Below are 17,258 nucleotides of genomic sequence, written 5' to 3' on the forward strand. Positions count from 1 at the left end.
TCAGCCTTCCGGGACGAGAAATACCGCTGCCAGGGGAGGGAGGATGAGGTTGAGCTCGTTTTGACCTTCAGAGGCATGGACCTCGCCGACATTCCCGACATTGCTGCCGCCGTAATGAACGGAATCCGAATTGAAAACTTCCCGCCATATGCCACCGAAGGGCACGCGGACTTTGTAGTTATAATACACGTTCGGCGAGAAATTCACGACGACGACGCAGCGCGCGCGCGGGTCGCGCCCCTTGCGCAGCCAGGCGAACACGTTGCGGTCGGCATCGTCGGTGATGAGCCATTCGAAACCGTCCGGCTCGCAATCGCGCTCGTACAGCGCAGGCTGATTGCGGTAGAGCCGGTTGAGGTCTCGGATCAGCGCTTGGATGCCGGCATATTTCGGTTGGCTGAGGAGATGCCAGTCGAGCGACTGATCGTGGTTCCATTCGCGCTCCTGGGCGAGCTCGCATCCCATGAACAGGAGCTTTTTGCCGGGATGGCCGAACATGAAGCTGTAATAGGTGCGCAGGTTGGCAAAGCGCTGCCAGTCGTCGCCCGGCATCCGGCCCAGGATCGAGCGCTTGCCGTGCACGACCTCGTCGTGCGAGAGCGGCAGGATGAAATTCTCGGAAAATGCGTAATGCAGGCCGAACAGGATTTCGCCGTGGTGATATTTGCGGTGGATCGGATCCTTGCTGATGTAGCGCAAGGTGTCGTGCATCCAGCCCATGTTCCACTTGTAGCCGAAGCCGAGGCCGCCGAGCTCGACCGGGCGTGACACTTGCGGCCAGGCCGTGGATTCCTCCGCCGCGGTGGTGGCTTGGGGGAAATGATGAAACACTTCGGTGTTCACGCGACGAAGAAACTCGATGGCCTCGAGATTTTCCCGTCCGCCATATTTGTTCGGGATCCAGCCGCCCGAGGGACGGCTATAGTCGAGATAGAGCATCGATGCGACGGCATCGACGCGCAGCCCGTCGATCGCATAGCGCTCAAGCCAGAACAGCGCGTTCGAGCGCAGGAAGTTCGCAACTTCGGTGCGGCCATAATTGTAGATCAGGGTGCCCCAATCGAGATGGCGGCCCTGCATCGGGTTGGCGTGCTCATAAAGCGCGGTGCCGTCGAAATGGCCGAGCCCATGTGGATCGTCGGGGAAATGGCCGGGGACCCAGTCGAGCCAGACGCCGAGCCCCTCACGATGACAGGCATCGACGAGAGCGCAGAAGTCCTCCGGGCTGCCGAACCGGCTGGTCGGCGCGAACAGGCCTGTCGGCTGGTAGCCCCAGGAGCCGTCGAACGGGTGCTCGCTGACTGGCAAGAACTCGATATGGGTGAAGCCCATGTCGCGGGCATAGCTCGGCAATTGCTCGGCGAGCTCGCGATAGCTCAGCCACTGATCCCCCGCCTTGCGTCGCCAGGAGCCGAGATGCACTTCGTAGATCGAGATCGGCCTGTCCAGCGCGTTGATGCCGGATGGCGCCGGTTGCGGGTGCGGCAGCCTGGTCTCGTCGATCACGATCGAAGCCGTCTTCGGGCGCAGTTCGGCCGCGAAAGCCATCGGGTCCGACTTGAGCGGCAGGTGCTCGCCATGCGGGCCGATGATGTCGAATTTGTATTTGTCGCCGGTCTTGGCGTGCGGAATAAACAGCTCCCAGTAGCCATTGCCCCGCACCCGCATCGGATGCCGCCGCGCATTCCAGAAGTTGAAATCTCCGACCACGCTGACCCGCCGTGCGTTCGGCGCGAGCACGACGAAACCGACGCCGTCGACGCCCTCCAGCACCATCGGATGTGCGCCGAGCTTGTCGTAGAACCGCTGGTGCGTGCCCTCGCCGAGCAGATGCAGGTCGAAATCGCTCAAGATCGGCGGGAAGCGATAGGGATCATCGAGGTCGACCACGTGCTCGCCGAAATGCGCCCGCAGGCGGTAGCGTTGCGGGCCGCCTGCGATCGCCCCGGCGAACAGGCCGGATTCGTGGATACGCGCCAGCGGCGCGACCTCACCGTGTTCGCCGACCACGTCAACGCGCGACGCTTCGGGCAGCAGCGCGCGGACGACCGTCTTATCCTCAACTAGGTGTTGGCCGAGATAGCGAAACGGGTCGGCATGCCGACCCTCAATGATCGCAAACGCCTCGGGGGAAAGATGGGTCATGAGGACTCGCTGGCTGACAGAGACATAACGCGAAGCAGGTTACTGAAAGCAATACGCAGCCGATCTGGCCGGTGAGCCAGATCATAATCGAGTTCTGCGACAGCCCTTTCCAGCATGAAAAAGCGCAACATTGCCTCGGCCGCGTGTGGATCGGCCGGCCAGAGGCGTTGATTCGCCTTGATCTCGCGGTATCCGGCCAGAAAGGCGGCGACAGCGTGATCACGCCAAGCCATCAGCGCTGTACCGAGCCGGCCATGATCGTCGGAAGCGGTGGCCAGGGCGCGCTCGAGCGCTGCCCGCGCCGAGCAATCGATCGACCGGACGAAGCCGGCAACGTCGCGCGCCGGCGGCGTCTTGCGACGGCGCTCGGCGAGCGGCAGCTCTTCGTCGCCGTCGAAGTCGACAATGAAGATGTCGTCCTTCACGATCAGGACCTGTCTCAGATCGAAGTCGCCATGACCGCGAATCTTGAGACCATCAATGTCCTGGGGCCGCAGCGCACCGAGCTGCTCGGAGAGATCTGACTGTCTTGCGAGCACCTGATCGACCAGGGCGCGGTCGGCGTCCTTGAAGCGGTCACGGCGCTCACTCAAGGTCGCGAACACCCGGTCGGCTTGGGCGCGGATGCCGTCGACCCAATGCTCGATATCATCGGGGCGGATCGATTCGGGCGCGAAATCAGGGAGGTCTGCGCGCGATGCGAGCACGGCGTGCAGTTCGCCGACGCGACGGCCGGCCTGCATCATATAGCGCAGGTAAGGCGGCTGTTCCTGGCTCGAGCGCGGGTCGTCGTTCGTCGCCCGGATGCGCTGTTCGTCGATGAAACGATCGAGGTAAGCCGCGCTCACGGTCCAGCCGTCGCCCTGATTCTCGATAAAGCCGTGTACGATCCCGACCGCCTGATGTTCGTCCTCGTGGATCAGCTCGACGCTGCCGAGCAGCGGCGGGACATTGGGGAAGGGGGCGATCTCGGTGAGGAAGCGGCCGATCTCGATCTCGGGATGTGGGCCGGCCTCGAGCTGGCGGTAGATCTTGATGAAGAACGCGCTGTCGACCACGGCCTTGCTGCTGCAGCGATCGGTCTCGATGACTTTGATCTGGTCCGTTTCGCGGATCGGCTTGTGGGGAAATCTGCTGGTCGGGCGGAATTCCAGCCGCAGACCGTTCTCTTCCACCGTCAGCGACTGCCGCAGATTGCGCAGCAGCAGCGCCAGGAAGATTGGGCTGGTCGGGACATCAAGCAAGGTGCCTTCGCGCGCGCCCTGGCGGACGGCGGCAAAGGCTTGCGGATTGTAACGCTCCCGGTCGAAGCGCACCCATTCGATCTGCATCGGCAGCAGATAGCGAAGCGACTGCGGCCGTTCCGCGGCTTTGAAAAAGATCAGCCAGGGCCGATTGTCGCCGATATCGCAGAATGGAATCGCGGCGGTGAGCGTCGGATGAATCTCCTCTGCCTGGTGGACGGGGTACCAGCGGGTCCGTGCCAGGAAGCCCGGTAGAACGTCGCGCTCGAAGACGCTGCGGGTGCGCGCGAGCGACACCCAGGTGGAGCCGAGCGGCACCACCAGCGTTTCGAATTCCGGCACCACGCGCTGGACGACCGGCTCGGACTTGTCGCGCTCCTTCAGTTGGAACCAGTAGAAGCCGTAAGGCCCCAGCGTGATCATATAGGGCAGCTCGCCGATCGCGGGAAAGCGCGAGCGGCCCAGCATCTCGATCGGGATGCGGTCCTTGAATGCGGAGAGATCGAGCTCGGTCGCCTGCGCCGAGCGTGAGAGGTTGGCGACGCAAAGGATCACCTCATCCTTATATTGCCGGACATAGGCGAGCACCGCCCGGTTGGCCGGCCGGATGAAGCTCATGGCGCCGCGGCCAAAGGCGAGCGTGCTCTTGCGCACCGAGATCAGCTTCTTGGTGGCATTCAACAGCGAGGACAGGCTACGCGACTGCGCCTCGACATTGACCGCCTCATAGCCATAGACCGGGTCCATGATCATCGGCGCGTAGAGCCGGGCAGGGTCGGCGCGCGAGAAGCCACCATTGCGGTCCGGCGTCCACTGCATCGGCGTGCGTACACCGTTGCGGTCGCCGAGATAGATGTTGTCGCCCATGCCGATCTCGTCGCCGTAATAGATGATCGGCGTGCCCGGGAACGACAGCAGGAGCGAGTTCATCAGCTCGATCTTGCGCCGATCATTATCCATCAAGGGGGCGAGCCGGCGGCGGATGCCGACATTGATCCGCGCCCGCGGATCGTTGGCATAGGTCGACCACAGATAATCGCGCTCGACATCGGTAACCATTTCCAGCGTCAGCTCGTCATGGTTGCGCAGGAACAGCGCCCATTGGCAGTTCGTCGGAATGTCCGGGGTCTGGCGCAGGATGTCGGTGATCGGAAAACGGTCTTCCTGGGCGATCGCCATATAGATGCGCGGCATAAGCGGGAAATGATAGGCCATGTGGCATTCGTCGCCCTGGCCGAAATATTCCTGCACATCCTCCGGCCACTGATTGGCTTCGGCGAGCAAGAGCTTGCCTTGCGCGTAATTGTCGAGCTCGGTCCGGAGCCGCTTGATGACGGCATGCGTCTCGGGAAGGTTCTCGTTGTTGGTGCCATCACGCTCGCAGAGATAGGGAATGGCGTCCAGCCGGAAGCCGTCGACGCCGGCGTCCAGCCATCGCTTCATCACCTGGATGATGGCGTTGACCACGCGCGGATTGTCGAAATTGAGATCCGGCTGGTGCGAGAAGAAACGATGCCAGTAGAACTGGCCGGCTTCATGGTCCCAGGTCCAGTTCGACTTCTCGGTGTCCGTAAAAATAATCCGCGTGCCCAGATATTTCTGGTCGGTATCGCTCCAGACATACCAGTTGCGGGCACTCGAGCCCGGCGCGCTTCGGCGGGCGCGCTTGAACCAGTGGTGCTGGTCCGAGGTGTGGTTGACGACGAGCTCGGTGATCACCCGCAAGCCCCGGCGCTTCGCCTCCTGGATGAAGCGCTTGAAATCCTTCATCGTCCCGAAATCGGGATTGACGCTGCCGTAATCGGAGATGTCGTAGCCGTCATCGCGGCCGGGGGAGGGATAGAACGGCAACAGCCAGAGTGCCGTCACGCCGAGGTCCTGCAGATAATCGAGCTTCTCGGTCAGCCCGACGAAGTCGCCGATGCCGTCATTGTTGCTGTCGGCGAAGGCCTTCACGTGCAGTTGGTAGATGATGGCATCCTTGTACCAGAGGCCGTCGCCTTCCAGGTCGGGGGCGAGATCGGTCGCATCCAGGGACGACAAAAGGTTCATGAGACCCTCACGCTTCTCAGCTGCGGACGAAGTGGCGGACAGAGAGAAAGGTGGGTTCGATCCGCCGGATGCGGCTCTCCCGACAAGAGGGCAAAATAGGGGAAAATCGGTCGGGAATGGAGCCGCTCCCGACGGTTTGAGAGAATTTGTTCACGGTGATGCCATTGACAAGAAACTGACGTCCCGTTTCGTTGCCGAAACGAGACGCCGACCCTATACAAAGCCGCTCGTCCGGCCTTGGTTCCCTGCGGAACCCAAGGCCGGGCGGTGCGTTAGGCGAGACTATCCTCTTGTGGTCCCACAACAATTCCGTGACGTCTGACCCCGTTGCGGGGAAACTGCGTGCCGAATGGATCTCTTCAGCCAAGCCCAAAGCCTCGGAATCCTGACCGAATTTTTCGATGGTCAGGGGCGCCGCCATGTCACCGATGAAGCAGCGCTGAAGATCATCATCGAAGCCTTTCCCCAACCGACGCCGCGCCGGCTGCTCGACGGCACCGTGGTGATTCGTACCGGTCAGCCGGCGCGCAGTCGGCTCGGCGAGGCCGCCAAGCTGCCGGTCAGCTGGACCATCAGAAGCGGAGACGAGCCGATTGCGGTCGGCAAGGCCGACGAGCCGATGATCGAGTGGCCGGACGATCTTCCTGTCGGCTCCTATCGGCTGCAACTCATCGATGCGTCATTGTGCCGTGAGGAGCTACCGCTGATCGTGGCACCGCAGAAGGCATTCGGTGGCGACTTCGACCGCGGCTGGCTGCTTGCCGTGCAGCTTTACAGCATTCGCTCCGGCCGCAATTGGGGCATGGGCGATTTCACCGATCTTGCCGGCCTGGTCGAGCTTGGCGCGCAGCTCGGGGCCGATGGGGTCGGGCTCAATCCGCTGCATGCGCTGTTCGACGACCGGCCCGGGGACTTCAGTCCTTATGCGCCGAACAGCCGGCTGTTTCTCAATGCACTTTACATCGATGTCGAGAAGGCGCCGGGTTTCCAGGGCGGGATCGATCGTGCCGGGCTGAAGGCCGTCAGGCAGACCGAGCATGTGGATTATAAGAACGTTGCGGCCTTGAAGTGGCCGGCCTTGCGCGCAGCTTTCGCCGCCTTTCGTCGTGGCGGTGCGGCCGCGGATGCGGCTGAGTTCGCAGCCTATCGCGCTGAACGCGGCGAGCTCCTCGAACGGTTCTGCTGCTTCGAGGTGCTGCGTCACCGGTTCAATCAGCCCTGGTGGGAGTGGCCGCAGGAATGGCGGCAGCCAGATGCGGCCCGATGCCGTAAGCTGCTGCAAGGCCCTGAGCGCGACGAAGCCGACTTCGTGGCCTATGTGCAATGGCTTGCTGAGCGCCAATTGCGCGCCTGTAAGGAGCTCGCCGGCCGGCTCGGCATGAAGGTCGGGCTCTATCTCGACGTGGCCGTGGGCGTGCAGGCCGACGGTTTCGATGCCTGGAACGAGCAGGAGGCGATCTCGCGAACCTTATCGGTCGGCGCGCCGCCCGACCCGTTGAACACGCTCGGACAGAACTGGGGCCTTGCCGGTTTCAATGCGCCGGGTCTCGAGCTCAGGTCGTTCGAGCCGTTCAGGGAGATGATCCGCGCCTCGATGCGCCACGCCGGCGCGATCCGGCTCGATCACGTCCTCGGATTGAAGCGGCTCTATCTCGTGCCGCATGGCTTTCCGGCGCGGCAAGGCGCCTATGTGCAGATGCCGTTCGATGCGCTGCTTGCGGCCACTGCACTGGAAAGCGACGCCAACGCATGCGTGGTCATCGGGGAAGACCTCGGCACGGTGCCGCAAGGTTTTCGCGAGCAGATGGTCGACTGGGGCGTTTGGTCCTATAAGGTCCTGATCTTCGAGCGCGAAGACAACGGCCATTTCCGTGACGTCGATTATTACCCGCCGAATGCACTGGTGACGCTGAACACACACGATCTCTCGACCTACGCCGGCTGGCGCTCGTTCGGCGACCTCAAGACCAAGCGGTCGCTGGGAATCGATCCCGGCGAGACCGACGAGCAACGCTGGCGTGCGCTCGGCATGCTGGACGAGGTGCTGGGGCACAACGCGATCCACAAGAACGATGTCTATTCGGCCATCGGCTTCCTGTCCCGTACGCGCTCCCGCCTGCTGGCCATCTCGCTGGAGGATCTGCTCGGCGTGGTCGATCAGCCCAATATTCCCGGCACCATCGATGAGCATCCGAACTGGCGCCAGAAAATTCCAGTTGCATTGGAAGACATCACCAACGCTGTGGACTGCACCGCGTTGACGACGGCAACCGCCGAGCGGATCAGTGCGGCGGCGATGAAGTAACCGAACAGAGCGGGGCACTCTGACATGGTGGGCGTTTGCATCAGAGGGTGGAATGTCCTGCAGAATCGAAGACTATGCCCTGATTGGCGATTGTGAGACCGCTGCGCTCGTCAGCCGCAATGGATCGATCGACTGGCTGTGCTGGCCAGCTTTCGATTCGGATGCCTGCTTTGCAGCTCTGCTGGGCGATCACAATAACGGTCGCTGGCTGATCGCGCCCAAGGATGAGGTCAAGAGCTGCTCCCGGCGCTATCGCGGCGACACCCTCATCCTGGAAACGCGGTTCGAGACGGATGAAGGCGTGGTCGAACTGATCGACTTCATGCCTCCGCGCGGCCACGCCTCGGACATCGTCCGAATGGTTCGGGGCGTCAGCGGCACTGTGACGATGCGGATGGATATGATCATTCGCTTCGGCTTCGGCGTCGATATTCCCTGGGTCAGGCGCTCGGAGGACCGTACCGCGCTGCTCGCGATCTGCGGGCAGGACATGGCGGTGTTGCGCACCCCGGTCGAAACCCGCGGTGAAAACATGACAACGGTCGCCGACTTCACGGTCAAGACGGGCGAGACCGTGCCCTTCGTGCTGACCTATACGCCATCGCACCTGCCGCCGGCGCGCCCGATCGATCCTGATTGCGCCCTCGCCGACACCGAAAAGTTCTGGCACAGCTGGTCCAGCCACTGCAGCTATCGGGGCCACTGCCGCGAGCTCGTGCTGCGCTCGCTCATCACGCTCAAGGCGCTGACCTATGCGCCGACCGGCGGCATCGTGGCGGCGCCGACCACGTCGCTGCCGGAGAAGCTCGGCGGCAAGAGGAACTGGGACTACCGGTTCTGCTGGCTGCGCGATGCGACTTTCACCCTGCTGGCGCTGATGAACTCCGGCTATACCGAAGAGGCGGTGGCGTGGCACAATTGGCTGTTGCGCGCCGCAGCCGGAGCTCCGGCTCATATGCAGATCATGTACGGCATCATGGGACAACGGCGGCTGACCGAATGGATTGCGGAGTGGCTCTCGGGCTATGAAGGGTCGCAGCCGGTGCGGATCGGCAATGCCGCGCATGCGCAGCTGCAGATCGATGTCTTCGGAGAACTGATCGACGCCTTCCATCAGGCGCGCATGGCCAAGCTCAAGCTCTATGATGGCACCTGGGCGCTGGAATGCGCCGTGCTGGATCATCTCACGGATGTGTGGGACGAGCCCGATCACGGCATCTGGGAAATCCGCGGGGATGGCCGCCACTACGTTTTCTCCAAGGTGATGGCCTGGGTGGCGTTCGATCGCGCGATCAAGAGCGCGGAGAAGTTCGATCTCGACGCGCCGCTCGATCGCTGGTGCCGCCTGCGCGAGACGATCCACGAGGATGTGTGCGCGAAAGGCTTCGATTCCGCGCTGAACACCTTTGTCGAGTCCTACGGTTCGAAACTGCTCGACGCGAGCCTGTTGTTGCTGCCGGCGGTTGGCTTCCTGCCGTGTTCGGACGCGCGCATTCGCGGCACCGTCGAAGCGGTCGAGCGTCATCTGATGCGAGACGGTTTCGTGCTGCGCCACGACCCCCGCGAGCTGCGGGCCGATGAGCAGGAGCCGATCGAAGGCGCGTTTCTGGCCTGCACGCTGTGGCTCGCCGACGCACATGTTCTTGCGGGCAACGCCGCGAAGGCCGAAGCCCTGTTCACGCGTGTGGTCGAGATCGCCAACGATGTCGGGCTGCTCGCCGAGGAGTACGACACCCGCGCGCGGCGTCAGACCGGGAACTTCCCGCAGGCCTTGACGCACATCGCGCTTATCAATACTGCGCACAATCTGAGCGCTGCGAAAGCCATGAGCAAGAAGCCGGCCATACAGCGGTCGGAGTCCTGATAGTTAAAACACAGCGGCCCCGCGTCTTAACGCTTGGCGTTCTCGCCCAAGATCATCTCGATCGCGTTGGCAAAGCCCTCATCCTCGTTCGAGGTGGTGATACGGCTGGCATAGCCCTTCACGTCGTCGCTGGCATTGCCCATCGCAATCGATAACCCGCTCACCTTGAACATCGCGACGTCGTTGTGCATGTCGCCGATGGTCGCGACGGATTCCAGCGGAATCCCGAGCCGCTCGGCGGTCGCGGTGACGAAGGTGCCTTTGTCGCGGCCGGGCGGGGTGATGTCGAGATAATAGCTTTGCGAGCGCACGGCGAGCGCCTCGGCGCCGAGGGCCTCGCGCATCGCCCCCTCGCAGCGGACCAGGAGTTCGAAATCTCGGCTCGAGCCCACGATCTTGCAGGCGTCGGAGACGTAAGGCGAGAAGTCGTCGATGACGGTCGGATCGGCCCGGATCGCGCGCTTCTCGTTCGGCACGTAGTCGCCATCCGGCTTGCGCGTCAGCCAGGCATCGTTGGTGAACAGCCAGGTATCGACGCCGAACTGATGGAACAGATCGAGACTGCGCTCCGCGGCCGATCGCGGGATCAGGCTCTGCTCGATCGGATCCATGTTGGGGCTGACGATCGAACTGCCGTTGAAAGGACCGACCGGAAGGCTGATCTGCAGCGGCTCGACCAGGAAGCGCATGCCGATCGCGGGCCGGCTTGAGGTGATGGTGAAGGCGATGCCTGCCTCGTGCAGGCGCTGAGCTGCGCTCCGCGCGCGATCGGTCAGGACCTTGTCTTTGGTCAGCAGGGTGCCGTCGACGTCCGAGACGACGAGCGCAATACGGGACATCAGGAACTCCTGTTTGGCTGATAGCCTGGATCGATGTCGAGCTGCTGCAAGATGCGATCCACGATCACCTCGACCGGTGCGTCGACGGAGACCGTGACGGGATGCTCTTGATCGGCAGGTGGTTCCAAGGTCGCGAATTGGCTGGCAAGGAGACCGGGCGGCATGAAATGCCCCTTGCGATGACCTATCCGGTCCGCGATGAGCGCCTCGCTGCCCTTGAGGTAGACCATGCGGATGTCGTCGCGGCCATGCACGAGGATGTCGCGATAGGCCTTCTTGAGCGCCGAGCAGGCAATGATGACGTGCTCGCCGGCGGCGCGGCAGCGCTCGATTTCGGCCGCGATCGCCTGCAGCCAAGGCCACCGATCCGCGTCGGTCAGGGGATGGCCAGCGCTCATCTTGGCGACGTTGGCGGCGGGGTGAAAACGATCGCCGTCTTCGTAGCGCCAGCCGAGCCGGGCACTCAGTGCTTCGCCGATCGTGCTTTTTCCTGAGCCCGACACGCCCATGATCACCAGTGCGGAAGGCAGGTCAGACGTCAGGTTGTTCACTCAAGTTCTCCGGCCAGGCCGCCGCATCGATCAGGAAGATGGTCTCCTGATCCGAACGGGCGTGATTGGCCGGCAGATTCTCGCCCGAAAGCACGCGCGTCAAGATCGAACGCTTGTCCGCGCCCGCCACCTCGAACAGCATTTTGCGGCAGGCGTTCAGGGCGGGGAAGGTCAGGGTCACCCGAGGTACCAACGGTGCGACGTTGGCCTTTCCGACGCCAACGACCCAGCGATCGCGCACCTCGGTGGCCGGAAAGCCGGGGAAGAGTGAGGCGACATGCCCATCCGGCCCGATGCCGAGCAGCACCAGGTCGAACAGTGGTCGCGCCGGATCGAGGGCATCTGCACCGTAAAATTCCTGCAGCGTGCGCTGATAGGCGCGGGCGCTCTCATGCACATCCCCTGCTCCCGTCGGAATAGGGTGGATATTCGCAGCCGGTGCGCAGGCGTCCAGGAACGCCTGCCGCGCCATTGTCATGTTGTGGAGTGCATCGCCGGGCGCGACGAAGCGCTCGTCCCCTATGAACCAGTGGACGCGATCCCATGGCAGGCGGCGACGGAAGGGCTCGGCCCCCAGCAACTGATACAACTGTTTCGGGCTGGAGCCGCCGGTGAGGCAGATTGCGACACGGCCTGGATTGGCATCGATCTGCGCCAACAAGTGCTCGGCGGCCGCCCTCGCCATCGCTTCCTTGTCGGCGAGACGAACCAGCTGGCGTCCTGAACCCGACATCGTCAATCGAGCTTTCGCCAGCTGCGGCCGTCGCGCGTCAGCAGCTCGGCGGCGGTGGCCGGGCCGTCGCTGCCGGCTGCATAGGTCTGCAGGCCGTGATGGCCGGCCTTCTTCCACGCCTCGATGAATGGCTGCACAGCCCTCCAGCCAGCTTCCACACTGTCGGCGCGCTGGAACAGGATATTGTCACCAATCATGCAGTCATAGATCAGCGTTTCGTAACCGGTTGCGGGCTCGGCCTGGAAATAGTCCTTGTAGTTGAACTTCATCTGCACGCCGTCGGTGCGGACCGACGGCCCCGGCACCTTGGTGTTGAACTGCAGGGTGATACCCTGGGCAGGCTCGATGCCGATGACGAGATAGTTCTCGGCAAGCGTCTCGACCGGCGTGCAGCTGAACATCGCGAACGGCGCCTGGCGGAACTTGATCGCAACTTCCGTGCGCTTCAGGCCGAGCGCTTTGCCCGTCCGCAAGTAGAACGGCACGCCGGCCCAGCGCCAATTGTCGATCGTGAGCTTCAGCGCGGCATAGGTCTCGGTCGTGCTTTCCGGATCGACCTCCCGGGTGCTGCGATAGTCGGGAAGCCTGGTGTCGCCGATGTGACCGCTGGTATATTGGCCTCGGACCGAGTTTTGCAGCGCCTCGGCTTCGGTCTGGATCTGGATCGCGGACAGCACCTCCGCCTTCTCCGAGCGCACGGTATGCGCATCGAACCGCGCCGGAGGCTCCATGGCGACCAGCGACAACAGTTGGAAAAGATGGTTCGGGACCATGTCGCGCAGCGCGCCGGTCGCATCATAGAAGCTGCCGCGGGTGCCGACGCCAAGCTTCTCTTCGACCGTGATCTGGATGTGGTCGATGTGGTGGCGGTTCCAGATCGGCTCGAACATGCCATTGGCAAAGCGCAGCACCAGGATGTTCTGCACCGTCTCCTTGCCGAGGTAGTGATCGATCCGGTAGATCTGGTGCTCGGTCACGAGCTTCAGGAGCTCGTCGTTGAGTGCCTTGGCGGAGGCGAGGTCGGTGCCGAAAGGTTTCTCCACCACGAGCCGCCGCCACGCGCCGCCTTCCTCACGCAGCAGGCCGACGCGGCCGAGCTGGCGGGCAATCGGCGCAAACGCGCTGGGTGGCGTCGCCAGATAAAACAGACGGTTGCCGCCGGTCTCGCGATTGGCTTCCAGCTTCTCCAGCCGTGACTTCAACGCATCGAAACTGTCGGGCTCCGATGGATCGGCCTCGATCGCGGTGACGCATTGGAGCAGCCGCTTCGCGATCTCGTCCTCGATCGGCCGGGTCGCGAATTTGCGCAAACCCTCCATCAGGTCGTCGCGCAGCTTCTCGCTCGGCATACCTTTGCGGGTGATGCCGACGATGCAGAAGCGATCCGGCAGCAGATTGGCGGCGGCGAGATTATAGAGCGAAGGGATCACGAGGCGATGGGTGAGATCCCCGGTCACGCCGAAGATCACGAAGGCGCAGGAGTCCGGCTTCTGATACTCATATGATCCGTTCGCCATCGCTCATGCCTTTGGCTTGACCATCTCGGGGGCCGCTTGGCGCGCCGGATCAGCATGCTGCTCGGGCTCCTTGTGGCCACCGAACCCTTCCCGCATTGCGGATAGAATTTTTTCTGCGAAGGTGTGTTCCTGTCGGGAGCGGAAGCGGGCGAACAGCGCTGCGGTCAACACTTCGGCCGGCACGGCCTCGTCGATCGCGGCGTTCACTGTCCAGCGGCCTTCGCCGGAATCTTCCACAAAGCCCGAATATGTCTCGAGGCTGGGCTGCCTTGCGAGCGCGATCGCGGTGAGATCGAGCAGCCAGGATGGGATGACGCTGCCCCTGCGCCAGACCTCCGCGATATCGGCAAGATCGAAATCGAAGCGGTGATCGGCCGGCAGCACCTCGCTGCTGGCATTCTTGAGGATGTCGAACCCCTCGGCATAGGCCTGCATCAGGCCATATTCGATGCCGTTATGGATCATCTTGACGAAGTGGCCAGCACCGATCGGACCGGCATGGAGATATCCCTGCTCGACGCGTCGGTCACGCTTGTCACGGCCGGGCGTACGCGGGATCTCGCCGACGCCCGGAGCAAGCGCGGCGAAAATCGGATCGAGCCGGTCCACCACGGCCTTCTCGCCGCCGATCATCATGCAATAACCGCGCTCCAGGCCCCAGACGCCGCCGGACGTGCCGACGTCGACATAATGCAGGCCGCGCTCCTTCAGAGCCTTGCCGCGGCGAACGTCATCCTGCCAGAAGCTGTTGCCGCCGTCGATGATGACGTCGTCGGGCTCCGTCAGCTTGGTGAGTTGCTCGATGGTCGCCTCAGTGATCTTGCCCGCCGGCAGCATGACCCAAACGGTACGAGGCTTGTCGAGCTTGGCAACGAACTCGTCCAAACCACCGGTACCGATCGATCCGTCCGCGGCGAGCGCCGCGACCGCTTTCGGGTCGCGGTCATAAACGACGGTAGAGTGTCCTGCGCGCATCAGGCGGCGGACGATGTTGCCGCCCATCCGCCCAAGGCCAATCATGCCGAGCTGCATCACTTGCTTCCTTGTACTTAACTCAGCGCGTCCGTGATCGCGGCATCCAGCATCTTCAGGCCGGACTTCAAATCGCCTTTCAGATGTACGCGGAGCGCACGGCGGCCGCGCTCGGTCAGCACGTCGAAATCGCCACGCGCCTGCGCCGCCTTGACCACGCCGAAGCTCGCCTTCCAGCCGGGGATCGGCAAGTCCTTGGCGTCGTCAGCGGTGATCTGCAGGAACACACCGCTGTCGGGGCCGCCCTTGTAGGCTTGGCCGGTCGAATGCAGGAAGCGCGGGCCGAACTCGGCGCAGGTGGCGACATGTTTGGCATCGCGCAACTTGAGTCGCATGGCCTGCAGCGCGTCGATGTTGCCTTCGTTGCGCTGGATATAACCGAGCAGGGCGACATAGTCCCGTTCGCCGGCGCGCGCGAGATGTGCCTTGAGCCAGGAGGCCAGGCTGCCGTCGGCGCCATGCCCGCGCAGCGCCTCCGCATTGTGCGCGTCGGTGTAGAGCTCGCAGCCCTTGGCCGACATCACAGGCTCTTCCTCCGGCAGCGCACCGGTCTTCTCGAACGCGGCAGTGAGCTCCCGCGTCTTGATCTTTGCGGATTCGACGTCCGGCTGATCGAACGGGTTGATCCCCAGCACGGCGCCGGCGACCGCGGTCGCCATCTCGAAGCGGAAGAACTCCTGGCCGATGTGGTCGATCGATTTCACCACGATCCGCGCCAGCGGATGGCCGGCTTGTTCCAGCGCGGCCAACTTCTCCTCATGGGCGGCGTCCTGTTCGCCCTCGGTGCGGATGTCGATGAAGAAGCGGTCGTCGCCGTAAAGCGCGAGCTCCCCGGGCGGCTCCCCGTCGATCGGAATCAGGCCCTTGCCCTCCTTGCCCGTCGATTCCGCAATCAGCTGCTCCGCCCAGGCGCCGAAATCGGCAAGCTTCGGCGATGCGAAGATCGTCACCTTGTCGCGGCCCTCGAGACCCGCGAGGCCCATGGCGAGCCCAAGCTGCACGCCCGGATTCTCGTGCGGTGGCACATCGGCCCCGCAGGAGCGCACCATCGACAGCGCGTGCGTGATCAGCTTCTTGACGTCGATTCCGGCTGTCGCCGCCGGCACCAGACCGAAGGGGGAAAGCACGGAGTAGCGGCCCCCGATGCTCGGTTCGCCATAGAAGATGCGCGCGAAGCCTTGGTGCTTGGCCGCCTTTTCCAACGACGAGCCGGGGTCGGTGACCGCGATGAAGCGGTGGCCGGCCTTGGCCGCGCCGATCGCCTCGGACACCCGCGCAAAGAAGTAATCCTTCATTGCATTCGGCTCGGTGGTGCCGCCCGATTTCGAGGAGACGATGAACAGGGTTTTCGAAATATCGATCGCCTTCTCCATCGCGCGTACCTGCGCCGGATCGGTCGAATCGAGCACATGCAGCTTGGGGAAGCCGGCCTTGCGCGGGAAAGTCTCGGCGAACACCTCGGGCCCCAGGCTCGAGCCGCCCATGCCGAGCACCACGGCGTCGGAGAATTTCTGTCCTTTCACGCGCCGCGAATAATCCTCGTAATCGGCGAGATCGGCTTTTGCCGGGCTGGTCAGCCAGCCCAGCCATTTATGCTCGTCGTGGCCGGTCCAGATCGCGGAGTCCCTCGACCAGAGGCGGCGGATCTTGGCGTCCGCCCGCCACTCCTCGGTGGTTTTCTCGATCTTCTTGCCGAGGTCGGCCGCCGTTGCGACCGTCTGTTCGCCAAGCTCAACGCCGAGGACTTTGGCCCGCTTGTGCGCGACCGCGCCATAGAGCTTGTCGGCGGCATCGGCGAACTGCTTGACCCCATCGATGACCAGATCGGCCGTGATCTGGTCGAGCGAGATACCGGACCGCTCCAGCTCCTCGAGCGCGGCCTGCGCGTCTTCGACATTCTCCTCGAGGCTGTCGCGTACTTTGCCGTGATCACGGAAGGCGTCGAGGGTCGCCGGCGGGACCGTGTTCACGGTGTTCGGCCCGATCAGCTCCTCGACGTAAAGGACGTCGCTGTAATCCTTGTTCTTGGTGCCGGTGGAGGCCCAGAGCAACCGCTGCGGTTTGGCGCCCTTGGCGGCAAGTCGCTCCCAGCGCTCCCCGGCAAATAGCTGCTTGTAGTCCTGATAGGCCATCTTGGCGTTGGCGATGGCGATACGCCCCTTCAGGTCGGCCAGCCGCTCTTTCTCGGTCGGATCGTTGGCCTGAGCGATCTTCTGGTCCAGCTGCTTGTCAACCATGGTGTCGATGCGGCTGACGAAGAACGACGCCACGCTGGCGACGTGGGACGGATCGCCGCCGTCGGCAACGTAGGCCTCGAGGCCCGCCAGATAGGCTTCGGCGACCTGGCGATACACCGCCTGCGAGAACAGGAGCGTGATGTTGACGCTGATGCCCTTCGAGATCAGGTGCTGGATCGCCGGCAGGCCGGCATCGGTGGCCGGCACCTTGATCATCAGATTCCTGCGATCGACCGCTTTCCAGAGGTGTTTCGCCTCGGCGATCGTGCCCTTCGTGTCCATCGCCAGATAGGGCGAGACCTCGAGACTGACGAAGCCGTCGTTGCCGTCGAAGCGATCGTAGACCGGGTCCAGCACGTCGGCGGCATGCCGGATATCTTCGATGGCCAGCGCCTCGAACAGGTCTGCGACCGAGCGGTCGCCGCTCTTCAGCGCCTTGCCGATCGGCGCGTCATATTCGTCCGAGCTGCCGATCGCTTTTTCGAAGATCGACGGGTTGGACGTCACCCCTTTGACGCCGTCCTGGTCGATCAGCCGCTTCAGGTCGCCTTTCGCAATGAAGCCGCGGGCGAGGAAATCGAGCCAGACTGCCTGGCCGTGCTGTTCGAGTGTTTTGACGGGATTCATGGTGCCTATCTATGTGCGCTGGCTTGCTTTTTTGGGTTCCGGGGCGGGCAGGATACCGGCCCGGGCGGGCCCCTGACGACTATGCGCTACCACCCCGGATAACGCCATTCAT

At 63.4% G+C, this 17,258-nt stretch carries 10 protein-coding genes; 2 read left to right on the top strand and 8 right to left on the bottom strand.

Features of this window, described 5'->3' with window-relative positions; all coding sequences use genetic code 11:
• A complete protein-coding gene (glgB, locus tag QX071_RS09375) occupies window positions 1–2,145 on the bottom strand; it encodes a 1,4-alpha-glucan branching protein GlgB (RefSeq protein WP_315701102.1) in 2,145 nt (714 codons plus the stop codon).
• The gene (gene treS, locus QX071_RS09380; RefSeq protein WP_315701101.1) at window positions 2,142–5,441 is read right to left on the bottom strand and encodes a maltose alpha-D-glucosyltransferase; all 3,300 of its coding nucleotides are present in this window, start codon (window positions 5,439–5,441) and stop codon (window positions 2,142–2,144) included. Before treS ends, glgB begins: the two co-directional genes overlap by 4 nt.
• A gap of 349 nt (window positions 5,442–5,790) precedes the next feature.
• Between treS and malQ the strand changes: the two genes are divergently transcribed.
• Window positions 5,791–7,746, top strand: coding sequence for a 4-alpha-glucanotransferase (gene malQ, locus QX071_RS09385; RefSeq protein WP_315701100.1), 1,956 nt, complete (start codon window positions 5,791–5,793; stop codon window positions 7,744–7,746).
• Window positions 7,747–7,798: 52 nt separating this feature from the next.
• Window positions 7,799–9,610, top strand: coding sequence for a glycoside hydrolase family 15 protein (locus QX071_RS09390; RefSeq protein WP_315701099.1), 1,812 nt, complete (start codon window positions 7,799–7,801; stop codon window positions 9,608–9,610).
• Window positions 9,611–9,636: 26 nt separating this feature from the next.
• Here the strand turns inward: QX071_RS09390 and QX071_RS09395 are convergent, their stop codons facing one another.
• The 6 genes from QX071_RS09395 to QX071_RS09420 all read right to left on the bottom strand — a co-directional run bounded on the left by QX071_RS09395 (window position 9,637) and on the right by QX071_RS09420 (window position 17,146).
• A complete protein-coding gene (locus tag QX071_RS09395) occupies window positions 9,637–10,449 on the bottom strand; it encodes an HAD family hydrolase (protein WP_315701098.1) in 813 nt (270 codons plus the stop codon).
• Window positions 10,449–11,000: a gluconokinase gene (locus QX071_RS09400; RefSeq protein ID WP_315701097.1), complete on the bottom strand. Its 552-nt coding sequence runs from the start codon at window positions 10,998–11,000 to the stop codon at window positions 10,449–10,451. The genes QX071_RS09395 and QX071_RS09400 overlap by 1 nt, the downstream gene beginning before the upstream one ends.
• Window positions 10,981–11,658 (bottom strand): 6-phosphogluconolactonase, encoded by a 678-nt coding sequence (pgl, locus tag QX071_RS09405; RefSeq protein ID WP_315701096.1) that lies wholly within the window; start codon window positions 11,656–11,658, stop codon window positions 10,981–10,983. The genes QX071_RS09400 and pgl overlap by 20 nt, the downstream gene beginning before the upstream one ends.
• Window positions 11,659–11,735: 77 nt before the next feature.
• Window positions 11,736–13,250, bottom strand: coding sequence for a glucose-6-phosphate dehydrogenase (zwf, locus tag QX071_RS09410; RefSeq protein ID WP_315701095.1), 1,515 nt, complete (start codon window positions 13,248–13,250; stop codon window positions 11,736–11,738).
• A 3-nt stretch (window positions 13,251–13,253) separates the two neighbouring features.
• Window positions 13,254–14,282 (bottom strand): phosphogluconate dehydrogenase (NAD(+)-dependent, decarboxylating), encoded by a 1,029-nt coding sequence (gnd, locus tag QX071_RS09415; protein ID WP_315701094.1) that lies wholly within the window; start codon window positions 14,280–14,282, stop codon window positions 13,254–13,256.
• A gap of 17 nt (window positions 14,283–14,299) precedes the next feature.
• Window positions 14,300–17,146: a bifunctional transaldolase/phosoglucose isomerase gene (locus QX071_RS09420; protein ID WP_315701093.1), complete on the bottom strand. Its 2,847-nt coding sequence runs from the start codon at window positions 17,144–17,146 to the stop codon at window positions 14,300–14,302.
• Window positions 17,147–17,258 lie beyond the last annotated feature (112 nt).

This window comes from Bradyrhizobium sp. SZCCHNS1022, from assembly GCF_032484835.1.
In the GTDB taxonomy this organism is placed as follows: domain Bacteria; phylum Pseudomonadota; class Alphaproteobacteria; order Rhizobiales; family Xanthobacteraceae; genus Bradyrhizobium.

Coding starts and splice junctions, on each gene's coding strand:
- glgB (WP_315701102.1), bottom strand. CDS start 2,145: ATGACCCATCTTTCCCCCGAGGCGTTTGCGATCATTGAGGGTCGGCAT.
- treS (WP_315701101.1), bottom strand. CDS start 5,441: ATGAACCTTTTGTCGTCCCTGGATGCGACCGATCTCGCCCCCGACCTG.
- malQ (WP_315701100.1), top strand. CDS start 5,791: ATGGATCTCTTCAGCCAAGCCCAAAGCCTCGGAATCCTGACCGAATTT.
- QX071_RS09390 (WP_315701099.1), top strand. CDS start 7,799: ATGTCCTGCAGAATCGAAGACTATGCCCTGATTGGCGATTGTGAGACC.
- QX071_RS09395 (WP_315701098.1), bottom strand. CDS start 10,449: ATGTCCCGTATTGCGCTCGTCGTCTCGGACGTCGACGGCACCCTGCTG.
- zwf (WP_315701095.1), bottom strand. CDS start 13,250: ATGGCGAACGGATCATATGAGTATCAGAAGCCGGACTCCTGCGCCTTC.
- gnd (WP_315701094.1), bottom strand. CDS start 14,282: ATGCAGCTCGGCATGATTGGCCTTGGGCGGATGGGCGGCAACATCGTC.
- QX071_RS09420 (WP_315701093.1), bottom strand. CDS start 17,146: ATGAATCCCGTCAAAACACTCGAACAGCACGGCCAGGCAGTCTGGCTC.